This window comes from Mesorhizobium sp. M7D.F.Ca.US.004.01.2.1 (assembly GCF_003997785.1).
Classification (GTDB): Bacteria; Pseudomonadota; Alphaproteobacteria; order Rhizobiales; family Rhizobiaceae; genus Mesorhizobium; species Mesorhizobium loti.
Window position 1 is genome coordinate 12044 of sequence record NZ_RZRQ01000037.1, and the last position, 16516, is coordinate 28559.

General features: G+C 59.0%; 13 protein-coding genes and 3 pseudogenes. 9 read left to right on the top strand and 7 right to left on the bottom strand.

Annotated elements, in window-relative coordinates:
• Positions 1-99: 99 nt before the first annotated feature.
• The 3 genes from nifW to EN993_RS08615 all read right to left on the bottom strand — a co-directional run bounded on the left by nifW (position 100) and on the right by EN993_RS08615 (position 2536).
• A complete protein-coding gene (gene nifW / locus EN993_RS08605; protein ID WP_063169389.1) occupies positions 100-477 on the bottom strand; it encodes a nitrogenase stabilizing/protective protein NifW in 378 nt (125 codons plus the stop codon).
• A 179-nt stretch (positions 478-656) separates the two neighbouring features.
• On the bottom strand, positions 657-1868 hold the full coding sequence (nifS, locus tag EN993_RS08610; RefSeq protein ID WP_063169388.1) for a cysteine desulfurase NifS: 1212 nt from the start codon (positions 1866-1868) through the stop codon (positions 657-659).
• A gap of 347 nt (positions 1869-2215) precedes the next feature.
• Entirely contained in the window at positions 2216-2536 is a 321-nt protein-coding gene (locus tag EN993_RS08615; RefSeq protein ID WP_029356570.1) for an iron-sulfur cluster assembly accessory protein, read from the bottom strand.
• 210 nt (positions 2537-2746) lie between these two features.
• On the opposite strand from EN993_RS08615, the gene EN993_RS08620 reads away from it, so the two are divergent.
• Together EN993_RS08620 and EN993_RS08625 are read left to right on the top strand one after the other, a co-directional pair.
• Positions 2747-3070, top strand: coding sequence for a hypothetical protein (locus EN993_RS08620; protein WP_126066777.1), 324 nt, complete (start codon positions 2747-2749; stop codon positions 3068-3070).
• 51 nt (positions 3071-3121) lie between these two features.
• A pseudogene (locus EN993_RS08625) lies at positions 3122-4153 on the top strand (ChuX/HutX family heme-like substrate-binding protein); the annotation flags it as partial.
• Between the two features lie 261 nt (positions 4154-4414).
• Here the strand turns inward: EN993_RS08625 and EN993_RS08630 are convergent.
• Complete coding sequence (locus EN993_RS08630; protein ID WP_063169386.1) at positions 4415-5647, bottom strand: MFS transporter; 1233 nt, start codon at positions 5645-5647, stop codon at positions 4415-4417.
• A 1487-nt stretch (positions 5648-7134) separates the two neighbouring features.
• On the opposite strand from EN993_RS08630, the gene EN993_RS08635 reads away from it, so the two are divergent.
• From EN993_RS08635 to EN993_RS08655, 6 genes and pseudogenes are all read left to right on the top strand, one after another.
• On the top strand, positions 7135-8313 hold the full coding sequence (locus EN993_RS08635; protein WP_063169385.1) for a cytochrome P450: 1179 nt from the start codon (positions 7135-7137) through the stop codon (positions 8311-8313).
• Positions 8314-8342: 29 nt separating this feature from the next.
• Positions 8343-8465, top strand: a pseudogene (locus tag EN993_RS37705) (ferredoxin); the annotation flags it as partial.
• 138 nt (positions 8466-8603) lie between these two features.
• Positions 8604-9191: a nuclear transport factor 2 family protein gene (locus EN993_RS08640; protein WP_050580531.1), complete on the top strand. Its 588-nt coding sequence runs from the start codon at positions 8604-8606 to the stop codon at positions 9189-9191.
• Positions 9192-9339: 148 nt separating this feature from the next.
• The gene (locus tag EN993_RS08645; RefSeq protein WP_063169384.1) at positions 9340-10941 is read left to right on the top strand and encodes an SDR family oxidoreductase; all 1602 of its coding nucleotides are present in this window, start codon (positions 9340-9342) and stop codon (positions 10939-10941) included.
• 138 nt (positions 10942-11079) lie between these two features.
• On the top strand, positions 11080-12132 hold the full coding sequence (locus tag EN993_RS08650) for an LLM class flavin-dependent oxidoreductase (protein WP_063169383.1): 1053 nt from the start codon (positions 11080-11082) through the stop codon (positions 12130-12132).
• Positions 12119-12745 carry a nitrogen fixation protein NifQ gene (locus tag EN993_RS08655; protein WP_063169382.1) on the top strand — a complete coding sequence of 209 codons (627 nt, stop codon included), beginning with the start codon at positions 12119-12121 and terminating at the stop codon, positions 12743-12745. Before EN993_RS08650 ends, EN993_RS08655 begins: the two co-directional genes overlap by 14 nt.
• On the opposite strand, the gene rpoN is transcribed toward EN993_RS08655, so the two are convergent.
• The gene (rpoN, locus tag EN993_RS08660) at positions 12742-14175 is read right to left on the bottom strand and encodes an RNA polymerase factor sigma-54 (protein WP_063169381.1); all 1434 of its coding nucleotides are present in this window, start codon (positions 14173-14175) and stop codon (positions 12742-12744) included. The two genes, EN993_RS08655 and rpoN, sit on opposite strands and share 4 nt — an antisense overlap.
• 68 nt (positions 14176-14243) lie before the next feature.
• Positions 14244-14777 carry a peroxiredoxin gene (locus EN993_RS08665; protein WP_063169380.1) on the bottom strand — a complete coding sequence of 178 codons (534 nt, stop codon included), beginning with the start codon at positions 14775-14777 and terminating at the stop codon, positions 14244-14246.
• Positions 14778-15950: 1173 nt separating this feature from the next.
• On the opposite strand from EN993_RS08665, the gene EN993_RS08670 reads away from it, so the two are divergent.
• A complete protein-coding gene (locus EN993_RS08670) occupies positions 15951-16223 on the top strand; it encodes a hypothetical protein (RefSeq protein ID WP_199489650.1) in 273 nt (90 codons plus the stop codon).
• Positions 16224-16384: 161 nt separating this feature from the next.
• On the opposite strand, the pseudogene EN993_RS08675 reads toward EN993_RS08670, so the two are convergent.
• Positions 16385-16516: pseudogene (locus EN993_RS08675) on the bottom strand (IS481 family transposase); the annotation flags it as partial.

Sequence of the window (16516 nt, forward strand, 5' to 3'; positions counted from 1 at the left end):
CTATTCCAGAAGGTGGCTTCGTTTGCTTCCGAGGAGGCGTCATGAGGACTGGATTTGTCGACTTCTCGACATTGTCGCGTCGCAGCCGTGTCGGGCTCATTACTTTCCGAACCGCTTCAGTGCAGAGTCGAGCGGGACGAAGGCGCGGCCAGGTGCGGGACATATGTTTGGATCGTGGTCCCTTAGCACCTTGAACACACGTTGCGTGAGCGGCGAGGAAGTCGCGAAATCTTCGTAGGCGCGTTCCAGCTTGGCGCGCACCCGCGCGGCGATTACCTGGTTAGGCAGACCGGAGAAATCTTCTTCGGCAAGGTATTGGCCCACGCGCTTCATGATATGGAGCCGCGAGACATTCATCACTTTCGGGTCGTAGGAGACGTCAAGGCAGGCGAAGAAGTCCTCCGCGGCCGACAGGCCCTTCAGTCGCGCTAGGATATCGGTGCGATCGATCGGGCGGCTATCAGCGGAGCAGTTCATTGTATTCTCCCGGCGCGAAATTGTGGTGTCGATGCATTGGTGACATTGCTGACGGCGTGCCGACCTCTGGCACGGCGGCTGGGCAAGAGACTTGGCGATCTCAAGCTTTTCTGAAGTGGTGAAGGCGACCCCGAGTTTAACTGCTCTCCTTGCGCAGGGTCGTCACGTTGAGGAAGACCTCACGGCTCGTCGGCTATTGTGCCGCTCGGACCCGGGCCGGAATGAAGCTGTTCTGCACCTCGCCCGCACAGTCCAGCACTGGGAACGGCCCGTAGCTTCTCGGTGATCGCAGGCAGGACCTCAAGCACGCGGTCTACGTCATCTTCGCCGTTGTCACGCGACAAGGAGAAGCGGACTGCCCCACATGCCGCGTTCATAGCGATCAGAACATGGCTCGGTTCCAGTGAGCCAGAGGCACAGGCGGACCCGGCGGAACAGGCGATTCCCAGCCGGCTCAGGACAATTGGAATTGCATCGCCTTCGATACCTTCGAATCCAATGTTTGCAGTGTTTGGCAATCGCTCTTGCGGATCGCCGTTGATGGATGTGTTTGGGATGCGCTGGATGATCCCGTTCTCAAGGCGGTCGCGCAACCATTTTATTCGTTTTGTCTCGTCCATGAATTTCAAGGCGAGTTCGGCCGCCATGCCCAGTCCGACTATGCCGGGTGTGTTTTCAGTGCCTGCACGCCGGTCGCGCTCTTGGTGCCCACCCTTGATCATGGAGGAGAAGCGCACGCCACGTCTTACATAAAGCGCGCCTATCCCCTTTGGACCATGCAGCTTGTGGGCGGAGAGCGACAGCATGTCGATCGCGGTCGATTTCAGCTCAATCGGAAGCCTTCCGACCGCCTGCACTGCATCAGTGTGGAAAAGCGCGCCGACTTCCCTGGCTAGATCGGCAAGCTTAACCACGGGAAAGATCGTACCGGTCTCATTGTTCGCCCACATTATCGAGACGATTGCCACTTGTGGGGTGAGGGCGGTTCTGTAGGCGTCCAGGTCGAGCCGGCCGTAGTGATCGACTGGGATAATGTGCACCTTGACGCCGCGCGTCTTCTCAAGGTGCGCGCACAACTTCAGAACGGCCGGATGTTCAACCGCGGAAGTCACTATTTCCGTTCGGTCGGGCATCACCTCCAGCGCCGAAAGGATGGCTGTACTGTCGCTTTCAGTCCCGCCCGAGGTGAAGATGATCTCGTCCTCGAATCCCGCGCCGATGAGGGCTTGCAACTGTTGCCTCGCCTTTCTCACGGCTTCAGCAACCGATGCGCCATAGGCGTGCATGGACGAATGATTGCCAAATTGCTCCGTAAAGAAAGGCAACATCGCTCCAACGACTGCAGGATCAACCCGCGTCGTTGCGTTGTTGTCGAGATAGACAGGGTTCATGGGAGTGATCCTTCAACTGCTGAAATGATTCAAGGGTAGTCGGGCCATTGAACCTCTGGCGCATATCGTATCTGGTAAGGTGGGCGGCCGGGGGAGCGATGGCTTGGCTGACCGGTCGCTGTCGACATTGCCCTTTGGTGGCGGCATCCGCCGGGAATTCAGCTGTTTCGGGCAATTTTGTTTGCTTGCCCACGGCAACGATCGATGATCGCGATTTGGTGCATCACCGAACGCAATTGTTCCGGGCCGACAGTGCGTGTCGGCCGGTTCCAGAGCGCCGGCGGTTACCGGTTCGACGCAGTATTCCTTGGCGTCGCTATAGTCGAACATAGCCTGTTCCCTCGCAATCATTTGCAGGACTTGCCGCAGCCGCACGTCTCACGCGCATTGGGGTTATCGAAAACAAAGCCGGATGTTTCGAGCCCAGTGACGAAGTCCACGGTCATGCCGGCGGCATGGGGTTGGGAGCCTCTATCCATGAACACCTTGAGCCCATCTCGCTCGATGATCGCATCGCCCTCACGTGAGACGCTCTCCAGGCCCATTGAGTATTGGAAGCCGGCGCAGCCGCCGGCATGGACCATGATGCGAAATCCTTCCGCCGGCTCGCTGGCGCGGTAAAGAGCGGCCTTGATGGCGGCAACAGCGTTGTCGGTGAGCGTAATCATGGCTCGATTTCTCCTCGGTCCGGCGTTTTCGTGGATCATCTCGCATGGACCGTGCCAAAGGGAAGACGTGTCAAAAACCGTAGGACATCCCGACGTCTCTTATGCTCGATTGCTGGGGAGACGTCCGACAACCGACACTTACTGTCGGGTTTGTCGCGTCCGCGTCACAGGAAGGGCGCCTGAGTTCGCGATGCACTCACGCGTAAAGCAATGAACAGAGCCAAAGATGTTCAGAGCTTGCCGCGGAGCAACTGGCACGATTTTTGTGAAGCCTTCGTTGCGGCGGCAAAATTGCCGGCCGATTCACCTTTGGGTTGCCCTCGCAATCGAAGAACGAAGGAAAGCAATATGATCCATCAGACCCGCCTTGGTGGGAAAGCAGCACCGCCGGTGGTACCCGAATGCTCGATCGGCCGATTGGCGCCGACCACCCAACAATCGCTCGCTACCGGCGATTGGCCGCTGACCGCCCGGAGACAGGATTCGACTGGCATGTGCCTGACGATCGATCGCGTCCGCCGTGCACATCCCTGAGGCCCGTTTTTCGATCGATCGTCAAAAGAAGAACGGGGCAGGGGTAAAAACATGGATCAGCGCAAGAAGCGGTCGCCCAACGAAATCCGGCGTGCGTGGGAAGTCTGTCCGAACATTCCCGCGCGTGATTTCGCCGCCCAATTGGCCATTTCGGAAGCGGAACTGGTCGCGGCCCATTGCGGTTTCGGCGCGGCACGCATCGACCCGCGCGTCAATCACCTTCTGACGGGCCTCGAATTCGTGGGCGAAGTGACGGCGCTGACCCGCAATCAAGGTGCCGTGCACGAAAAGATTGGCGTCTTCAACAGAGTGATAACCGGCAACAATCACGCCATGGTCCTTGGTGACGAATTCGACCTTCGCGTCTTCCCGCAGGCTTGGAGGTATGGTTTCGCTGTTGAAAGGCGCCATCGCGGCGGAATCCAGCGCAGTTTGCAATTCTTCGACGCCGCCGGCGCAGCAGTGCATAAGGTGCATCTCAGGCCGGTCTCCAACCTTCATGCCTATCGAAAGCTGGTGGCCGAGCTCGTATCCGCCAACCAGGAGCCGACCATGTCGCTTAAGGCGAGAGTAGCCGACCTGGGCGCGAGGACTGCGGACTGGGCCGGCACGGTGGACGACCTACGCGAGTACTGGAGCCGGCTGACTGACGTCAACCTTCTAAAGACGCTCAAGCTCAGCCGCTGCCAGGCTTTGCGCATGGTCGGCCAGGATTACGCTTGGCTGCTCGACAATGCCGCAGTTGGCGCCGTGCTCCAGCGTGCGGCCGAAGACGAATTGCCGATCATGTGCTTCGTCGGCAACCGAGGTTCTATCCAGACCCATTCCGGCTTAATCAAGTCGGTCAAGCAGATCGGGCCGTGCATCCATGTGCTGGACGAAACGTTCCGGCTGCATCTCAGGACCCACCAAATCCGTGAGGTTTGGGCCGTGCGCAAGCCGACCAATGACAGTCACGTCACCTCGCTCGAAGCATATGGGTCCGACGGCAAGATCATCATCCAGTTGTTCGGTGCGCGCAAGGAAGGCGAACGCGAGCGCGACGACTGGCGGGTTCTGGCGGAAAACCTGCCTCGTTTCCCCGACAGCTACATGAGAAAAGACCGATCGTCGTCGGTGGGACGCCGGCGCCCATCTGCCTCCGCAGCCAGTAGCCGGGCATTGAAGCCGAGACCGGGGACACGATGACGCAATAAGCGCGCTGTATTATCGCAACGCGATGAGCAGGAAGCAATTTGGCGCTGCCCCATCGACCGCATGGTTACGACGAAGCCGCGGCCTTTGGGCCGAGCTCAGAGGTGACAATAGCGTGAACGCCGCCGACCGTCACTCCCCACCAGGCGGTCAGGTTTTGCGGTTCGGGCCGAGCAAAAATACTGTCAAGACAGCGAGGAACGTGGCAACCGCGCTGTAGACAAAGACACTGGCAATACCCGTGTGATCCACCAATAGGCCACCGCAAGTTGTGCCGGCTGCGATGGCCACTTGGAAGGTTATGACCATCAGTACACCAGCGCTCTCGGCCTGTTTCGGAGCGGCGCGTAGCACCATCCATGTCTGCAATCCGACCGGGACCGCGCCAAAAGCAAAGCCCCATACGGCAACTGCAATTGCCGAGGTCAAGGCCGATGCTCTCATGGTCAGGAGCGAGACAGCGGCTACGGCAATGAGCAGGGGCGGCAGGGCCGCGACCGCCTTGAGACTGTGTTTGGTGAGGAATGCGCCGGCTAAATTGCCGAAGACGCCGGCCGTGCCAAAAGCAAGGAACACGAGCGGGATTGACTTCTTGTCGAGCGCAGGAACGCTCTCGAGAAAGGCGCGGATGTAGGCGAAGCTGGCAAAATGGCCGGAAGCGACCAATAGCACGACTAGCACCGCAACCTTCATCGCCGGATTCTTCGCGACATCCAGCGGACTGCGGAATCTGCGCACTTCGATCGGAGGCAGTGGCGGAATGGTTACGAGTTGCACGAGCAGCGCAACGGCACTCACGATTGCGGCGACCTTGAACGAGGCTCGCCATCCCCAAATGTCACCGACATAAGCGCCGATTGGAGCCGCGCAGACGGAGGCGACAGAAACGCCGGTGAGGATGACCGACATGGCGCGCGGCATGAGGTGACTTGGAACCAGCCGCATCGCCAACGCTGCCGAAATTGACCAAAAACCACCAAGCGATATGCCAAGGACGACGCGTGCCGCCAGCAAAACCGGCAGCGACCCCGCAACCTCCGCCAGAACGTTCGACAGGATCAGCAGGAGCGTCATCGCCCAGATGACGACCCTGCGGTCCAGACGCTTTGTCACGATGGCGATTATCGGTGCCGAGATCGCCGCGACGATTGCGGCCGCTGTTAGCGCCTGTCCAGCCGTGCCCGTGGTGATACGGAGATCATGCGCGAGCGGTGTCAGAACGCTGGCGGGCAGAAACTCTGCCGTCACAAGCCCGAAGGTGCCGAAGGAAAGCGAAATGATGGCACCCCATGCAGGGCCAGAACGTTGATAGGGACTTTCTGGGTCAAGCCGATCTCGGTCGAACAAAGCCGCGTCCACTAAATCTGTCGCCGATTCGGTCATGAATGAGTTCTCCGGCTAGGAGCTGTTGCAGCAGGGGTGGCTACATCGCCGGGGATCAAAGCCGCGAGACCTTCCGGCGGCGGCCAGTCGGCATCAGTCGAGGCCTCGGAGCCCGACGCATCCGAGGCCTCATCGGAGGGCCGACGGACCCAACCGTCGACAATGCGGGAGAGTTCTCGGCGCGGTCGCATCGATCGCATTCGTCGAAGTGCGGTCTGTTCACTGCGAACCAAGCAAGCCGAACGCGGTGTCCTCGATCGAGGCCTTGATGGGGGGATGATCGACGATCTCTATATTGCTTTGAAGCAGGAAGTTCCGTCGCCATATGTGGTTATCCTGGCAGCCAGAATTGAGCGGTTGTCGCAAGCACCAAGGCGGTCGCAATGAGTGCAACGAGGCGGAAGTCTGATCGATGGCTGCGGTTCGATGGCCGCGCGATCGACAAAATTGAGGTGATGAGTTATCCCTTTTGAAGCCGTTGCTCCCAATTCTGGGATAAGGTAATTGCAGGCGGTCCCAGCAACGTCGGGCGGCCTTTTTGGTGATCGAATTCATGGGACGACACTCTCGGTCCGTGACGCATCTGCGAATGACTCCGCAAGTTCCGTGCCATCAACGACAAATCTGGCTCTGCTGAGCGGGTGGTGGAGGCACGAGCGTGGGCTATCCCAAGAGCTTGCCGCAAGGTTGTTCGAAGTTGAGGTGCCGGATAGACCGCAAATATGTCGGGCGGCCTGGGGTTGGCCAACACGAAGATGCGCAAGTTCAAAAGGACGAGCTGAACCCTTGCCGATATCCATCCGAGGCTGATCTGGAGAAGGTCAAGAACTGCGTCTTGAAGGCTTCCGCCGCACCGGCAAATGCTAAGCCAAGGTGCTGGGCAAGATGGACAGGGCCATCCAACCCGTCGACTGGACGCTCATTAATGGCGTCGGTGTGGCTCTGTAGCTGGCGAGAAAAACGCCCTGCTGAAAGACAAAAGCTCGTGTGGCCGGCTCTGAAGGACGGCCAATGAGGCATGCGAGGAGAGGCTATAGTCCATTCGTGTAGACTGATCTTGTCCTACGGAGGCGGCTAACCACCCCGCCAGACATCATCGAGGGGAGCGCCACTAGGCTCACCCCAAGTGTTGGTCGTTTCCACCTGGTGACCTCGGCCAAGTCACCAAGCCGCTTAGCGCAAGCTTTCGAACTGGATGCTCCCCGGGCACATGATCGGCTAGCGATCCCACCAGTTGAGTTGCTCCAAGTCGCTGTCTAGCATTCTACATTCTGTGTCCGACGCTGGACAAGAATGTTGCAATCCCGACCAGCAAGTCAGCGCAGGCGCCACCTGTTGCCCAGCAAACGGCAAGGATTATCGAAAGACGAATTCGGCACGGAGCTTGCACCGACGATTGCATGCAAATGCCGACAGCATCTCATGAACGGTCTCTCGATTCTGGCGCGGTTAAATCGCGGCCGGTTCCAGATCATGTCCCGCCCGAAATGGTGAGGGACTTCAACCTGTTTACGTCGCCCGGCATGTTGCCGACGGCTAACGGGGATCCGCATGCAGCGGTTGCTTGCGTTCATGCCGGGCCTCCGATCTTTTATTCAACCAGCAACACGCGCGACGGTCGGGGTACCTGGGTCATCACTCGCGCGAGCGACCAGCGCCGGGTGCTGCAGGACACCGAAACGTTTTCCAGCCATCGCAGCATCTTCGCCTCTGTGCTCGGCGAGAGCTGGCCGATGATCCCGCTTGAGCTCGATCCGCCATTCCACGGTGTTTTTCGCTCACTGCTCAATCCGCTGCTTTCGCCAAAGCGGGTAATGGCATTGGAGCCGGCTGTCCGGGAACGAGCGATCAAGCTGATCGACAGGATCGCCGCATCAGGCACGAGCTGCGACATCATGAAGGATTTTGCAGTTCCGTTCGCGGTCAATATCTTCCTTCGCTTTATTGGGCTTTCGGACAACGGACTAGAAACATTTGTCGGCTGGGCTAGAGATCTGCTCCACGGCGATAAGGAGCAACGACCACCCGCAGCCCGGACGATCGTGGCCTTCATCGACGAACTTGCCACCGAGCGCCGCAAGGAGCCGGTCGATGATTTCATGACCTTCATCGTGAAGGCAAAGGTCGAGGGTCGTCTGCTCAGTGACGAAGAAGTCCGTGGCATCGGCGTGCTTGTGTTCGTCGCGGGACTCGACACGGTCTCAGCAGCCATATGCTTCGACTTGGCCCATCTCGCGCGCAACCCCAAAGATCAGGAATTGCTACGAAGCGAACCTGACCGGATTGCCGTCGCTGCGGAAGAATTGCTGCGCGCCTATTCGACCATTCAGATGATCCGAGTGGCAACGAAGGATGTCGACTTCAAAGGCGCGCCGATCCGCAAGGGAGATTATGTTTCCTGTGCCACGATGATTGCCAATCGTGACCCGGCGGAATTCGAATGCCCGAATGAGATCGATCTGGCGCGCGAGGACAACCGGCACGCTGCCTTTGGCTATGGTCCCCATCGTTGTCTTGGCTCACACCTTGCCCGGCGGGAGATTGTCATTGGCCTGGAGGAGTGGCTGGCGCGCATCCCAGCCTTTCGGATCAAGACAGGGACTGAACCTATCACCTTCGGCGGCCATGTGTTCGGGATCGAGAATCTGATCCTGGAATGGTCCTGAAGTTTCAGCCAACGACATTGGAGTTCGCTATGCGTGTCGTCGTACATAAAGCCAGATGCCAGGGTCATGCGCGCTGCTGGGCGCGGGCGCCGAGAGTCTTCAAGCTTGATGACGCCGGCTACATCTTGCCCGGTGATATTGATGTTGCCGATGGGGAGCAACTGCTTGCCTCAAAAGGGGTACGAGCCTGCCCCGAACAAGCTCTGGAAGTTGACGAGCCCCCCGCTAACTCAGTTGTAGAGAGAGACACACGCAAAGTGCAGACTGGCATCGGGAAGGACAAAACAATCATACAATTCGCGACAGACCCTGTCGACCACGCGAAAATTACCGAACTGCGTGACCGAGAGGCGATCCGCAACTGCCTGTATCGGTACTGCCGCGGGATAGACCGCGCCGATGAGGCGGCGCTGCGTAGCGCATACTGGCCCGAAGCGTATGACAGGCACGGTCCCTATTGCGGACCGGCAGAGGACTTCATCCAATTTGCTCTCGGTCTGCCGGGGCACCGTAACATCCATCAAATCACGAACAGCCTGATCGACTTCATCAGTTCAGCAGAGGCCGCGGTCGAGAGCTATTTCACCGCGCTGCAACGCGGACCGGATACAGACCAAGAAATACGTCAGACGCTGCTTTGCGGCCGTTACTGCGATCTGTTTCAGAAGAGGCAGGACGAGTGGCGAATTGCGGAACGGACAGTCGTCTACGATTGGGTTGAGGAGCAAATCCCGCCAGCGATTCTTGAGGCAGATAGGTTCGGCCGGCGACAGCCGATTGGAGCACCACATCCAGACGATCCCATCTACCAGTTGCTCAAGGGTCACATCCCCACCGACCAAGATGGCGTCGAGGGTCCCCAACTGGGAGCTGCATAAGTGGGTAGGAATGGAGGATGAGCGCCCTACGGGAACGACATCTGTGTGGGGCCGCGACTGGCGGTCACTGCAACGATTTGGCTCGGCCCTTCATTCCGCCCAAGGTTGATGGGCTGAGATCACAAGCGGTCATCGTGGAGAAGCTCTCGTGAAACTGGCAGCACGCACCGTAATCATCACAGGCGCTGCGGGCGGGATCGGCCGTGCCCTGGTCGATATCCTTGCCGCGGACGGAGACACTGTAGTTGCGGTGGACCTTCCGGGCAGTGGTGTGGTTGAACTGGCTCGGGATCTCGGGTCGCCGCACGTCGGTCTGGAGTGCGATGTGTCGCGAGAGAAGGACATGCTCTCACTTTTCGGCCAGGTCGAAGCACGGTTCGCGCAAATCGATGTCCTCATCAACAATGCGGCGGTTGGACCCACGATGGATAGGATCATCGACACCGCTGTCGATACCTTCCGACGCGGCGTGACAGTGAACCTTATTGGGCCATTCGTTATGGCCCGGGAAGCGGCGCGGCGCATGAAGCCGGGCGGTGCGATCGTCAATGTGGCTTCGATGGCGGGCGTGGTCGGCAATCCCAGGCGCAACGCCTACGCAGCCTCGAAAGCTGGCGTGATCTCGTTGACAAAGTCCCTTGCATGCGAGTGGGCTATGCGAGGAATCCGCGTCACGGCGGTGGCGCCGGGCTCCGTCCGCACCCCAATGGTCACAGAACTGGCACGCGCTGGCAAAATGGACCTCGCGGCGATACGCCGCCGCGTGCCGATGGGGCGCTTGGCTCGCCCCGACGAGATCGCCAGGGTCGTGCGTTTTCTGAGCAGCACGCAGGCGCGCTACATCACCGGCTCGGTGCTGGCAGTCGACGGAGGCTGGATGTCATTCAACCAGCCGGGGGATGCTCACCCGCCGGTGGATGGTGCGCTCCAAGCCGAGCTCTCCTGTCCGGCCGAATGCACAGATGCGCGAATCGTGCTCGTCACCGGTGGCGCAAAAAGCATTGGCGCGGCCGTCGCTCGCCGCTTTGCCGCGAACGGCGACACCGTCGTGATTGCTGATAAAGATGGCACTGCAGCGGCAGAGCTGGCTACATCGCTCCCCGGCAAGCATCTGGCGAAATCGCTGGACGTGGCCGTCGAGAGCGATGTGGTGTCGATGTTCGAAGAACTGAGGGGACGCTTCGGGTATATCGATGTTCTGGTCAATAGTGCTGATACCGCCGACAGGATTGTGCCTGCGATCGAGCAACTGTCGAAACAGCTCGAACACGTCCTGGATGTCAACCTTACCGGCGCCTTCACCTGCGCGCGCGAAGCGATCAAGGCTATGCGCCCGGGCGGCGTGATCCTCAATCTCGGGTCGATCGACAGCTTTCTGCCGTTCGCGCCGCGCCATGCCTACGGCGCCTCCAAGGCGGGGATGGATATGCTGACCCGTTGCATGGCGGCCGAACTCGGGCCGGTCGGAATTCGGACAGCCACCGTCGCTCCTGGCCACATCCGCACGCCCGCACTTGCTCAGTTGGCCAAAGCCGGCCGCATCGACCTGACAGCAATCGGACGACGCATCCCCATGGGCAGGATGGGACGGCCAGAAGACGTCGCAGATGCATCGTTCTTCCTTGCTTCGTCTGACGCCTCATACATCAACGGCTCGATCCTCTACGTGGACGGCGGCTGGACCTCGTTCGGTGATGCGGGAAACGCCAGCGAGCTCTATGACGAATGTTTTGCGGAGGCCGCAGGTTAATTGCCAGGCCTTCGCAGGGCGACCGGCCGAGCATTATGAAGCCTCGGCTCCACGACGCACCTGAGGTGCTTGAGATCCAAGCATGCGCATGCCGAGCACATTCCCGGTCGGCTGACGTGTCTATAACGAGGAGAAATCATGGAATTTGCCACTTTCATTCTGGCCGCCCAGCGTGGCTATCACCAATCCTCAGAAAGCGTCATCCGCAACTCCATCGAACAGGCCGTCGCTTCGGAGCAGGCTGGGTTCAACACCGCGTGGTTTGCTGAGCACCACTTCAACAATTACAGCCTCATACCATCCCCGCTGATGATGGTGGCGCACTGCGGCGGCTTGACAAGCACGATTCGCCTGGGCACTGCCGTCTGCGTGCTGCCGCTTTACCAACCGCAGCGCCTGCTGTCCGAGATCGGCTTCGCCGACATCGTTGCGAACGGCCGTCTCGAGCTCGGCGTAGGCTTGGGATACCAGCAGTTCGAGTTCGAACGGTTCGGCGTGGACATCGATGAGGCGCCGGCCGTCTTTTCGGAATACCTGGACATCATTCTCAAGGGCCTCAACCAAAACGTCTTCGAACACGACGGCCAGTATGAGAAGATCCCCCCAACAGCGATTTCGGTCCGCACAGTCCAGCAGCCGACGCCGCCTATCTGGATCGCTGGCGGAGCCGCACGGATGGCTCGGGCCTACCGCGAGGGGCACAATTTTTTTGTCACAGCCTTCCACGACGGCTTAGAGACTTTGACCACACTGCGTGAATCAGTCGAGAGGGCGGCGGCATCCGAGGAAAAGAACGTCACCGACGTCAAGATATCGCTGCTGCGCTGCTGCTATGCCAGCCACGACGAGTTGGAGATCAACAGCTATCTCGACAATGCCCGCTTCCAGCGCCGGCTTTCTGAAGCCCTGCATCAGCGTCGCCAACAGAGCCACGATGGCTACCTGCTGCAGGAGACACCGACCCAGCAGGATCTGTCCTTCGAGACCATGCGCAAAAATTTGCCGATTGGCAGCGTAAATCGCGTGATTGATCGCCTGCTGGAAGAGATCGATATCTTGAAACCGGACCAGATCGCAGTTCAGACTCAATTGGGCGACTTCGACCAAAAGACGATGCTGCGCCAGATCGAGCTCTGGGGCGACAAGATCATCCCTGCGGTCAACAAGGCGCTTTGTCATGCCGGAAGCTGAAGCCGGCCGTTACGATGATGGCTGCCTATCCAGCGCGCAATGGCGTGGGTCCGAGCTAGGGAGGAGCTTCGATCAGCATGTGCTGCCCTGCGTACATTCACGTTCGCTTGAGGAGGTCCAGGCGGGCGAGGTGTTGGCGACGGAGGGGACAGGCCTTTCGTCTGTCGAATTGCGTGATGTCTTGGCCGCAACTTTCCCGTCTACCTCCAGCAGCGTATTCGCTTTGGAGGAGTTGAGCGAGCCCGAGCCGGAACTGGAAGAGGAACTGCTACGCCGGCTGCTGCTAGCGCATGCTGCGCCGGCCGACCCGGCGAGCGCCCGCTTGGCCAAGATCATCGCCCGGCGTGCGATGCGCATGGACCATCTTTGGCGGGATCTTGGCCTCTCAAATCGCGCTGAGCTCAGCCGCCTGCTTGCCAGACATTTTCCCGCGCTGGCGGCAGGCAACACAGAAAACATGAAATGGAAAAAGTACTTTTACCGCAAGCTGTGTGAGGCCGAAGGCTTTTCGTCATGCACAGCACCCAGTTGCGGGGAATGCCATGACTTCGAAAGCTGCTTCGGCCCGGAGGAAGTTGAGAGTCGCCTCTCGCCGACCACGAATGTCGGTTAGTCACTTCGCTTGATCGCAGCTGCGGACAAACGCTTATCGCGGCGCCGTCGTATGGAGGAAGGGATGTTCATCGCCTCGCGATATTTGGTGACGGTACGGCGAGCGACATCGATGCCGGTCTCCTTGAGTTGAGCAACGATGTCTTCGTCGGAATGTACCTTGTCGAGCGATTCTTCGGCTATGATTGCCTTGATCCGATGGCAGACAGCTTTGGCGGAGTGCGCATCGCCGCCCTCGCAGGATGCGATTGGCGCAGCGAAAAAATACTTCAGCTCGAACACCCCGCGCGGAGTCAACATGTACCTGTTCGAAGTCACCCGGCTTACCGTCGACTCGTGCATGCCGATCTCGTCAGCGACATTTTTGAGACAGAGAGGCCGCAGATGGGCGGCGCCGTGTGTAAAAAAGGCATCCTGCTGGCGCACGATTTCGGTCGCAACCTTAAGGATCGTCTTAGCGCGCTGCTTGAGACTGCTGATCAGCCAGTTCCCTTTTTCCTGGCAATTGTCGAGAAACGCTTTGCCTTCCGGATTTTGCTTGGTCAGCTGCGAGATTTCGGCGACATAGGTGTGGTTGATCAACACTTTGGGCAGCGTGGCCGGATCAAGCTCCACCCGCCATCCACCTTCGGACTTGGGCATTACCCAGACGTCCGGTACGATGGTTTCCGGCGTCCCGGACTGGAACCGGTCTCCAGGCTTGGGATCGAGCGCGCGGATTTCGTTCCTCATGTCGAGGAGATCCTCCTCGTCGACTCCGCAACGCTGCTTCAATCCCTGAAAATCCCCCCGTGCAAGCATCTCGAGATTGGCGACCAAAGCTGCCATAGCCGGGTCGAACCGGTCTTGCTGGCGCAGCTGAATCTCCAGGCATTCGCTGAGAGTTCGCGCAAAAATGCCCGGCGGATCAAATTGCTGCAAGATTCCGATGACCCGTTCCACATCAGCTTGCCGAACGTTTAACGTCCTGGCCAGATCGAAAAGGTTTACCTGAAGATAGCCAGTGTCCTCCAGATGAGCGGCGAGCTGTCCGGCAATCAGCCGCTCCTGGGGGGTGAACGGGTTGAGGGCGACCTGGCGGGCGACATGGTCGTGCAATGTTTCGGTGTGGGCGGTAAACTCCTCGACGGCAGGTCGATCGTTGCCGCTACTGCGTTGCGACTTCCATTGCCCGCGCCCGCCAGACGGCCCGCCAATGGGCGATTCGCCGATTTCGCTTCTGCTTTGACTGCTCCGCTGATCCACCCCTGGCAGCGGCGAATCGTCGTCAAACGGGTCAGGCTTCAAAACGGGGTTCTTCTCGAGTGCCTGCTGCACGAGCTGATGGAGTTCAGTATGCGTCAATCGCAGCAAGCGAATAGCTTCAATGGCTTGAGGCGATAAGACCATACGTTGCTTCTGGCGTTGAAGCAGGCTTGCTGAGAGATGCATGTTGAACCGTGATCTGCCGAGGAGGCTCTAGTGTGTGCTTGGGTTGTGTGAGACTTTCCACTTCTGGGTCATGCCGCCGCCTTCAATTTGTCGAGAACGTTTTGCGGGGATGAAACGCCATAGGGGTCCGTCTCGCAGTTGTCACAGAAGCCTTCCTCCTCGAACCACTGCTCCACCACGCCATCGTCGATCAGAGCGGCGTATCGCCAGGAGCGCATGCCAAAGCCCAGATTGTCCTTCGCGACCAGCATGCCCATTTTGCGCGTGAACTCGCCCGACCCGTCTGGGATCAGCTCGATCTTCTGCAGCCCCAAGGACTTTCCCCACGCATTCATGACGAAAGCATCGTTGACCGAGACGCAGTAGATCGCGTCAATTCGCAGTTCCAGAAATTGATCATAGAGTTTTTCGAAATCGGGCAGTTGGAAGGTCGAGCAGGTCGGGGTGAAGGCGCCAGGCAGCGAGAACAGGATGATGCGCTTGCCCCCGAAATAATCGTCGGAGGTCTTGTTCTCCCACTGATAAGGATTTGGCCCCCCGATCGACTCATCGCGAACACGCGTGCGAAAGGTCACGAGAGGAACGTTCTTTCTATAGGTCATTGATTTGCTTCCAGGCCAAAGTGGTACGGTGCATTTTTCGGTTAAACTGAAGCGGCATCGACTTCGGTCGACAGTTCCGGCAGCCTCGCGCCTTGGCGTGGTTGCCTCGGACCGGTCTTGTGCAAGACCGCCCCCGAGCAGGCACGTTTAACGGCGACGAGCTTCCGCGGAGACGGGGAATTTTGCTCGCGTGCTTTATCGAGCTTTGAGAGGTAGGCATGGTCTGCAACCGTGATTTTGACTGCGTTCTATCGACCGAGTCGCAAGCGCCATGCCAATTGACCCGATGCCTTGGGTTCACTTCGGTTTTTGCAGCAACTTTCGTGTTGTGCAGTAATGCCGGTCGATATTATTGCTCAAGCAGCACTGGAAATTGGGTGCGACTCCGTTCGGCAAACCCGGCCTTTGTCCGAAGCCGGACACGAATGTCGGAAATAGCCAAACGCCAGGATCTGGGGCGGGTTAAGAAACGTTGCCGTGGGCACCGGCTTCAGCACAATTGCGCCACGCGAGCATGGCTCCCAGCGTCAATGCCGTGCAGCAGCGAGACGAAGTCACTGCAGAATATCAACCTCTGCGAAGTCGTTGAAACCCAGCATGTGCGAGCCGTTCGAGGCGCAGATCAAGGCATGCTCGAGGAAGAGCTCGTGCTCTCGGCAGCAAGTGTTGCGACGTCTGACAAGGATCGTCGCGCTTCAAGGAAAAGAACCTGAATGGTGCACGGCTTGTGAAGGCCGGCGCATGGAAATGGCTGGGCTGATCATCCTCCATGAGGGTTGAATGAAGAGCTGGCCCCTATCTCCCTCAGCTGCAACGGGGGGAGATAGGGCATGTCCGTCTATCGCGCTGGGTAACATTCCTCGGTGATGCAATAAGGGGGAGCAATTTCTCATTTCGGCAGACACGACCCAGCTCTCCTTTCATGCGCTGATTCCCCCAGGGGAAATCGCGACTCCAGGCTTCCTATGCAGCGAATCGCGGTGCTGTCCGATGTCCGACAATGTCGGATGCGGATCGTAGCTGGGCTAGATCCGTCACTTTGCCTCGATGGTTTCCCACTGGCCTTATATCTGCTTCGCCCAAATGCGGCGACATAACCTGTGCGGCATCTGTGAATGGATCGACTTCAATCGAGACCTCGGAGGTCCCGATGCGCGAAGGGAGCTTGCCGATATGACGGCCACCATAGCGAACCACGGTCCGGACGACGAGGGGACTTGGATCGGCGGGCCTGCGGCGCTGGGACACCACCGCCTGGCAATCATCGATATCCAGGGCGGCCGCCAGCCGAGGATGCTCCAGGGGGATGGCCGACCTGACTTGGTGCTCGTCTACACGGGTGAGACTTACAACTACCGCGAGCTGCGTCAACAGCTGGCCGGCCTAGTCCATCGCATGAACACGAGCAGTGACACCGAGGTGGTGCTGCACCGCCCCCGCGAGTAGGGCTCTTCGGCGGGTACACTTTTTTCACGAAATCCGTGAATGTTTCTCGCGACATCATCCCGCAATCGGTGGTGCAGCGGGTGAAGAGCCCGTATCCGGCTATCCAGAATGCCGCCTACGACAAAATACTACGTACGCGGTTCACTGTGATGCTGGACGACCTAGTTGTGGAGCTTCAACAGGTTGTCCTCGATCAGGGCGAGGCGACTGATAGGCGTTTTTGACTTTAGGCTGCCATGTGGACGATGCCAATTGTATCTGTGCAGCCAGACAGGCAGTTCGGCGGCACGATG

What these genes read in the sequence shown, in the direction of transcription:
- nifW (WP_063169389.1), bottom strand. Translation starts at nt 477, where the DNA reads ATGAACTGCTCCGCTGATAGCCGCCCGATCGATCGCACCGATATCCTA.
- nifS (WP_063169388.1), bottom strand. Translation starts at nt 1,868, where the DNA reads ATGAACCCTGTCTATCTCGACAACAACGCAACGACGCGGGTTGATCCT.
- EN993_RS08615 (WP_029356570.1), bottom strand. Translation starts at nt 2,536, where the DNA reads ATGATTACGCTCACCGACAACGCTGTTGCCGCCATCAAGGCCGCTCTT.
- EN993_RS08620 (WP_126066777.1), top strand. Translation starts at nt 2,747, where the DNA reads ATGAACAGAGCCAAAGATGTTCAGAGCTTGCCGCGGAGCAACTGGCAC.
- EN993_RS08630 (WP_063169386.1), bottom strand. Translation starts at nt 5,647, where the DNA reads ATGACCGAATCGGCGACAGATTTAGTGGACGCGGCTTTGTTCGACCGA.
- EN993_RS08635 (WP_063169385.1), top strand. Translation starts at nt 7,135, where the DNA reads ATGGTGAGGGACTTCAACCTGTTTACGTCGCCCGGCATGTTGCCGACG.
- EN993_RS08650 (WP_063169383.1), top strand. Translation starts at nt 11,080, where the DNA reads ATGGAATTTGCCACTTTCATTCTGGCCGCCCAGCGTGGCTATCACCAA.
- EN993_RS08655 (WP_063169382.1), top strand. Translation starts at nt 12,119, where the DNA reads ATGCCGGAAGCTGAAGCCGGCCGTTACGATGATGGCTGCCTATCCAGC.
- rpoN (WP_063169381.1), bottom strand. Translation starts at nt 14,175, where the DNA reads ATGCATCTCTCAGCAAGCCTGCTTCAACGCCAGAAGCAACGTATGGTC.
- EN993_RS08665 (WP_063169380.1), bottom strand. Translation starts at nt 14,777, where the DNA reads ATGACCTATAGAAAGAACGTTCCTCTCGTGACCTTTCGCACGCGTGTT.
- EN993_RS08670 (WP_199489650.1), top strand. Translation starts at nt 15,951, where the DNA reads ATGACGGCCACCATAGCGAACCACGGTCCGGACGACGAGGGGACTTGG.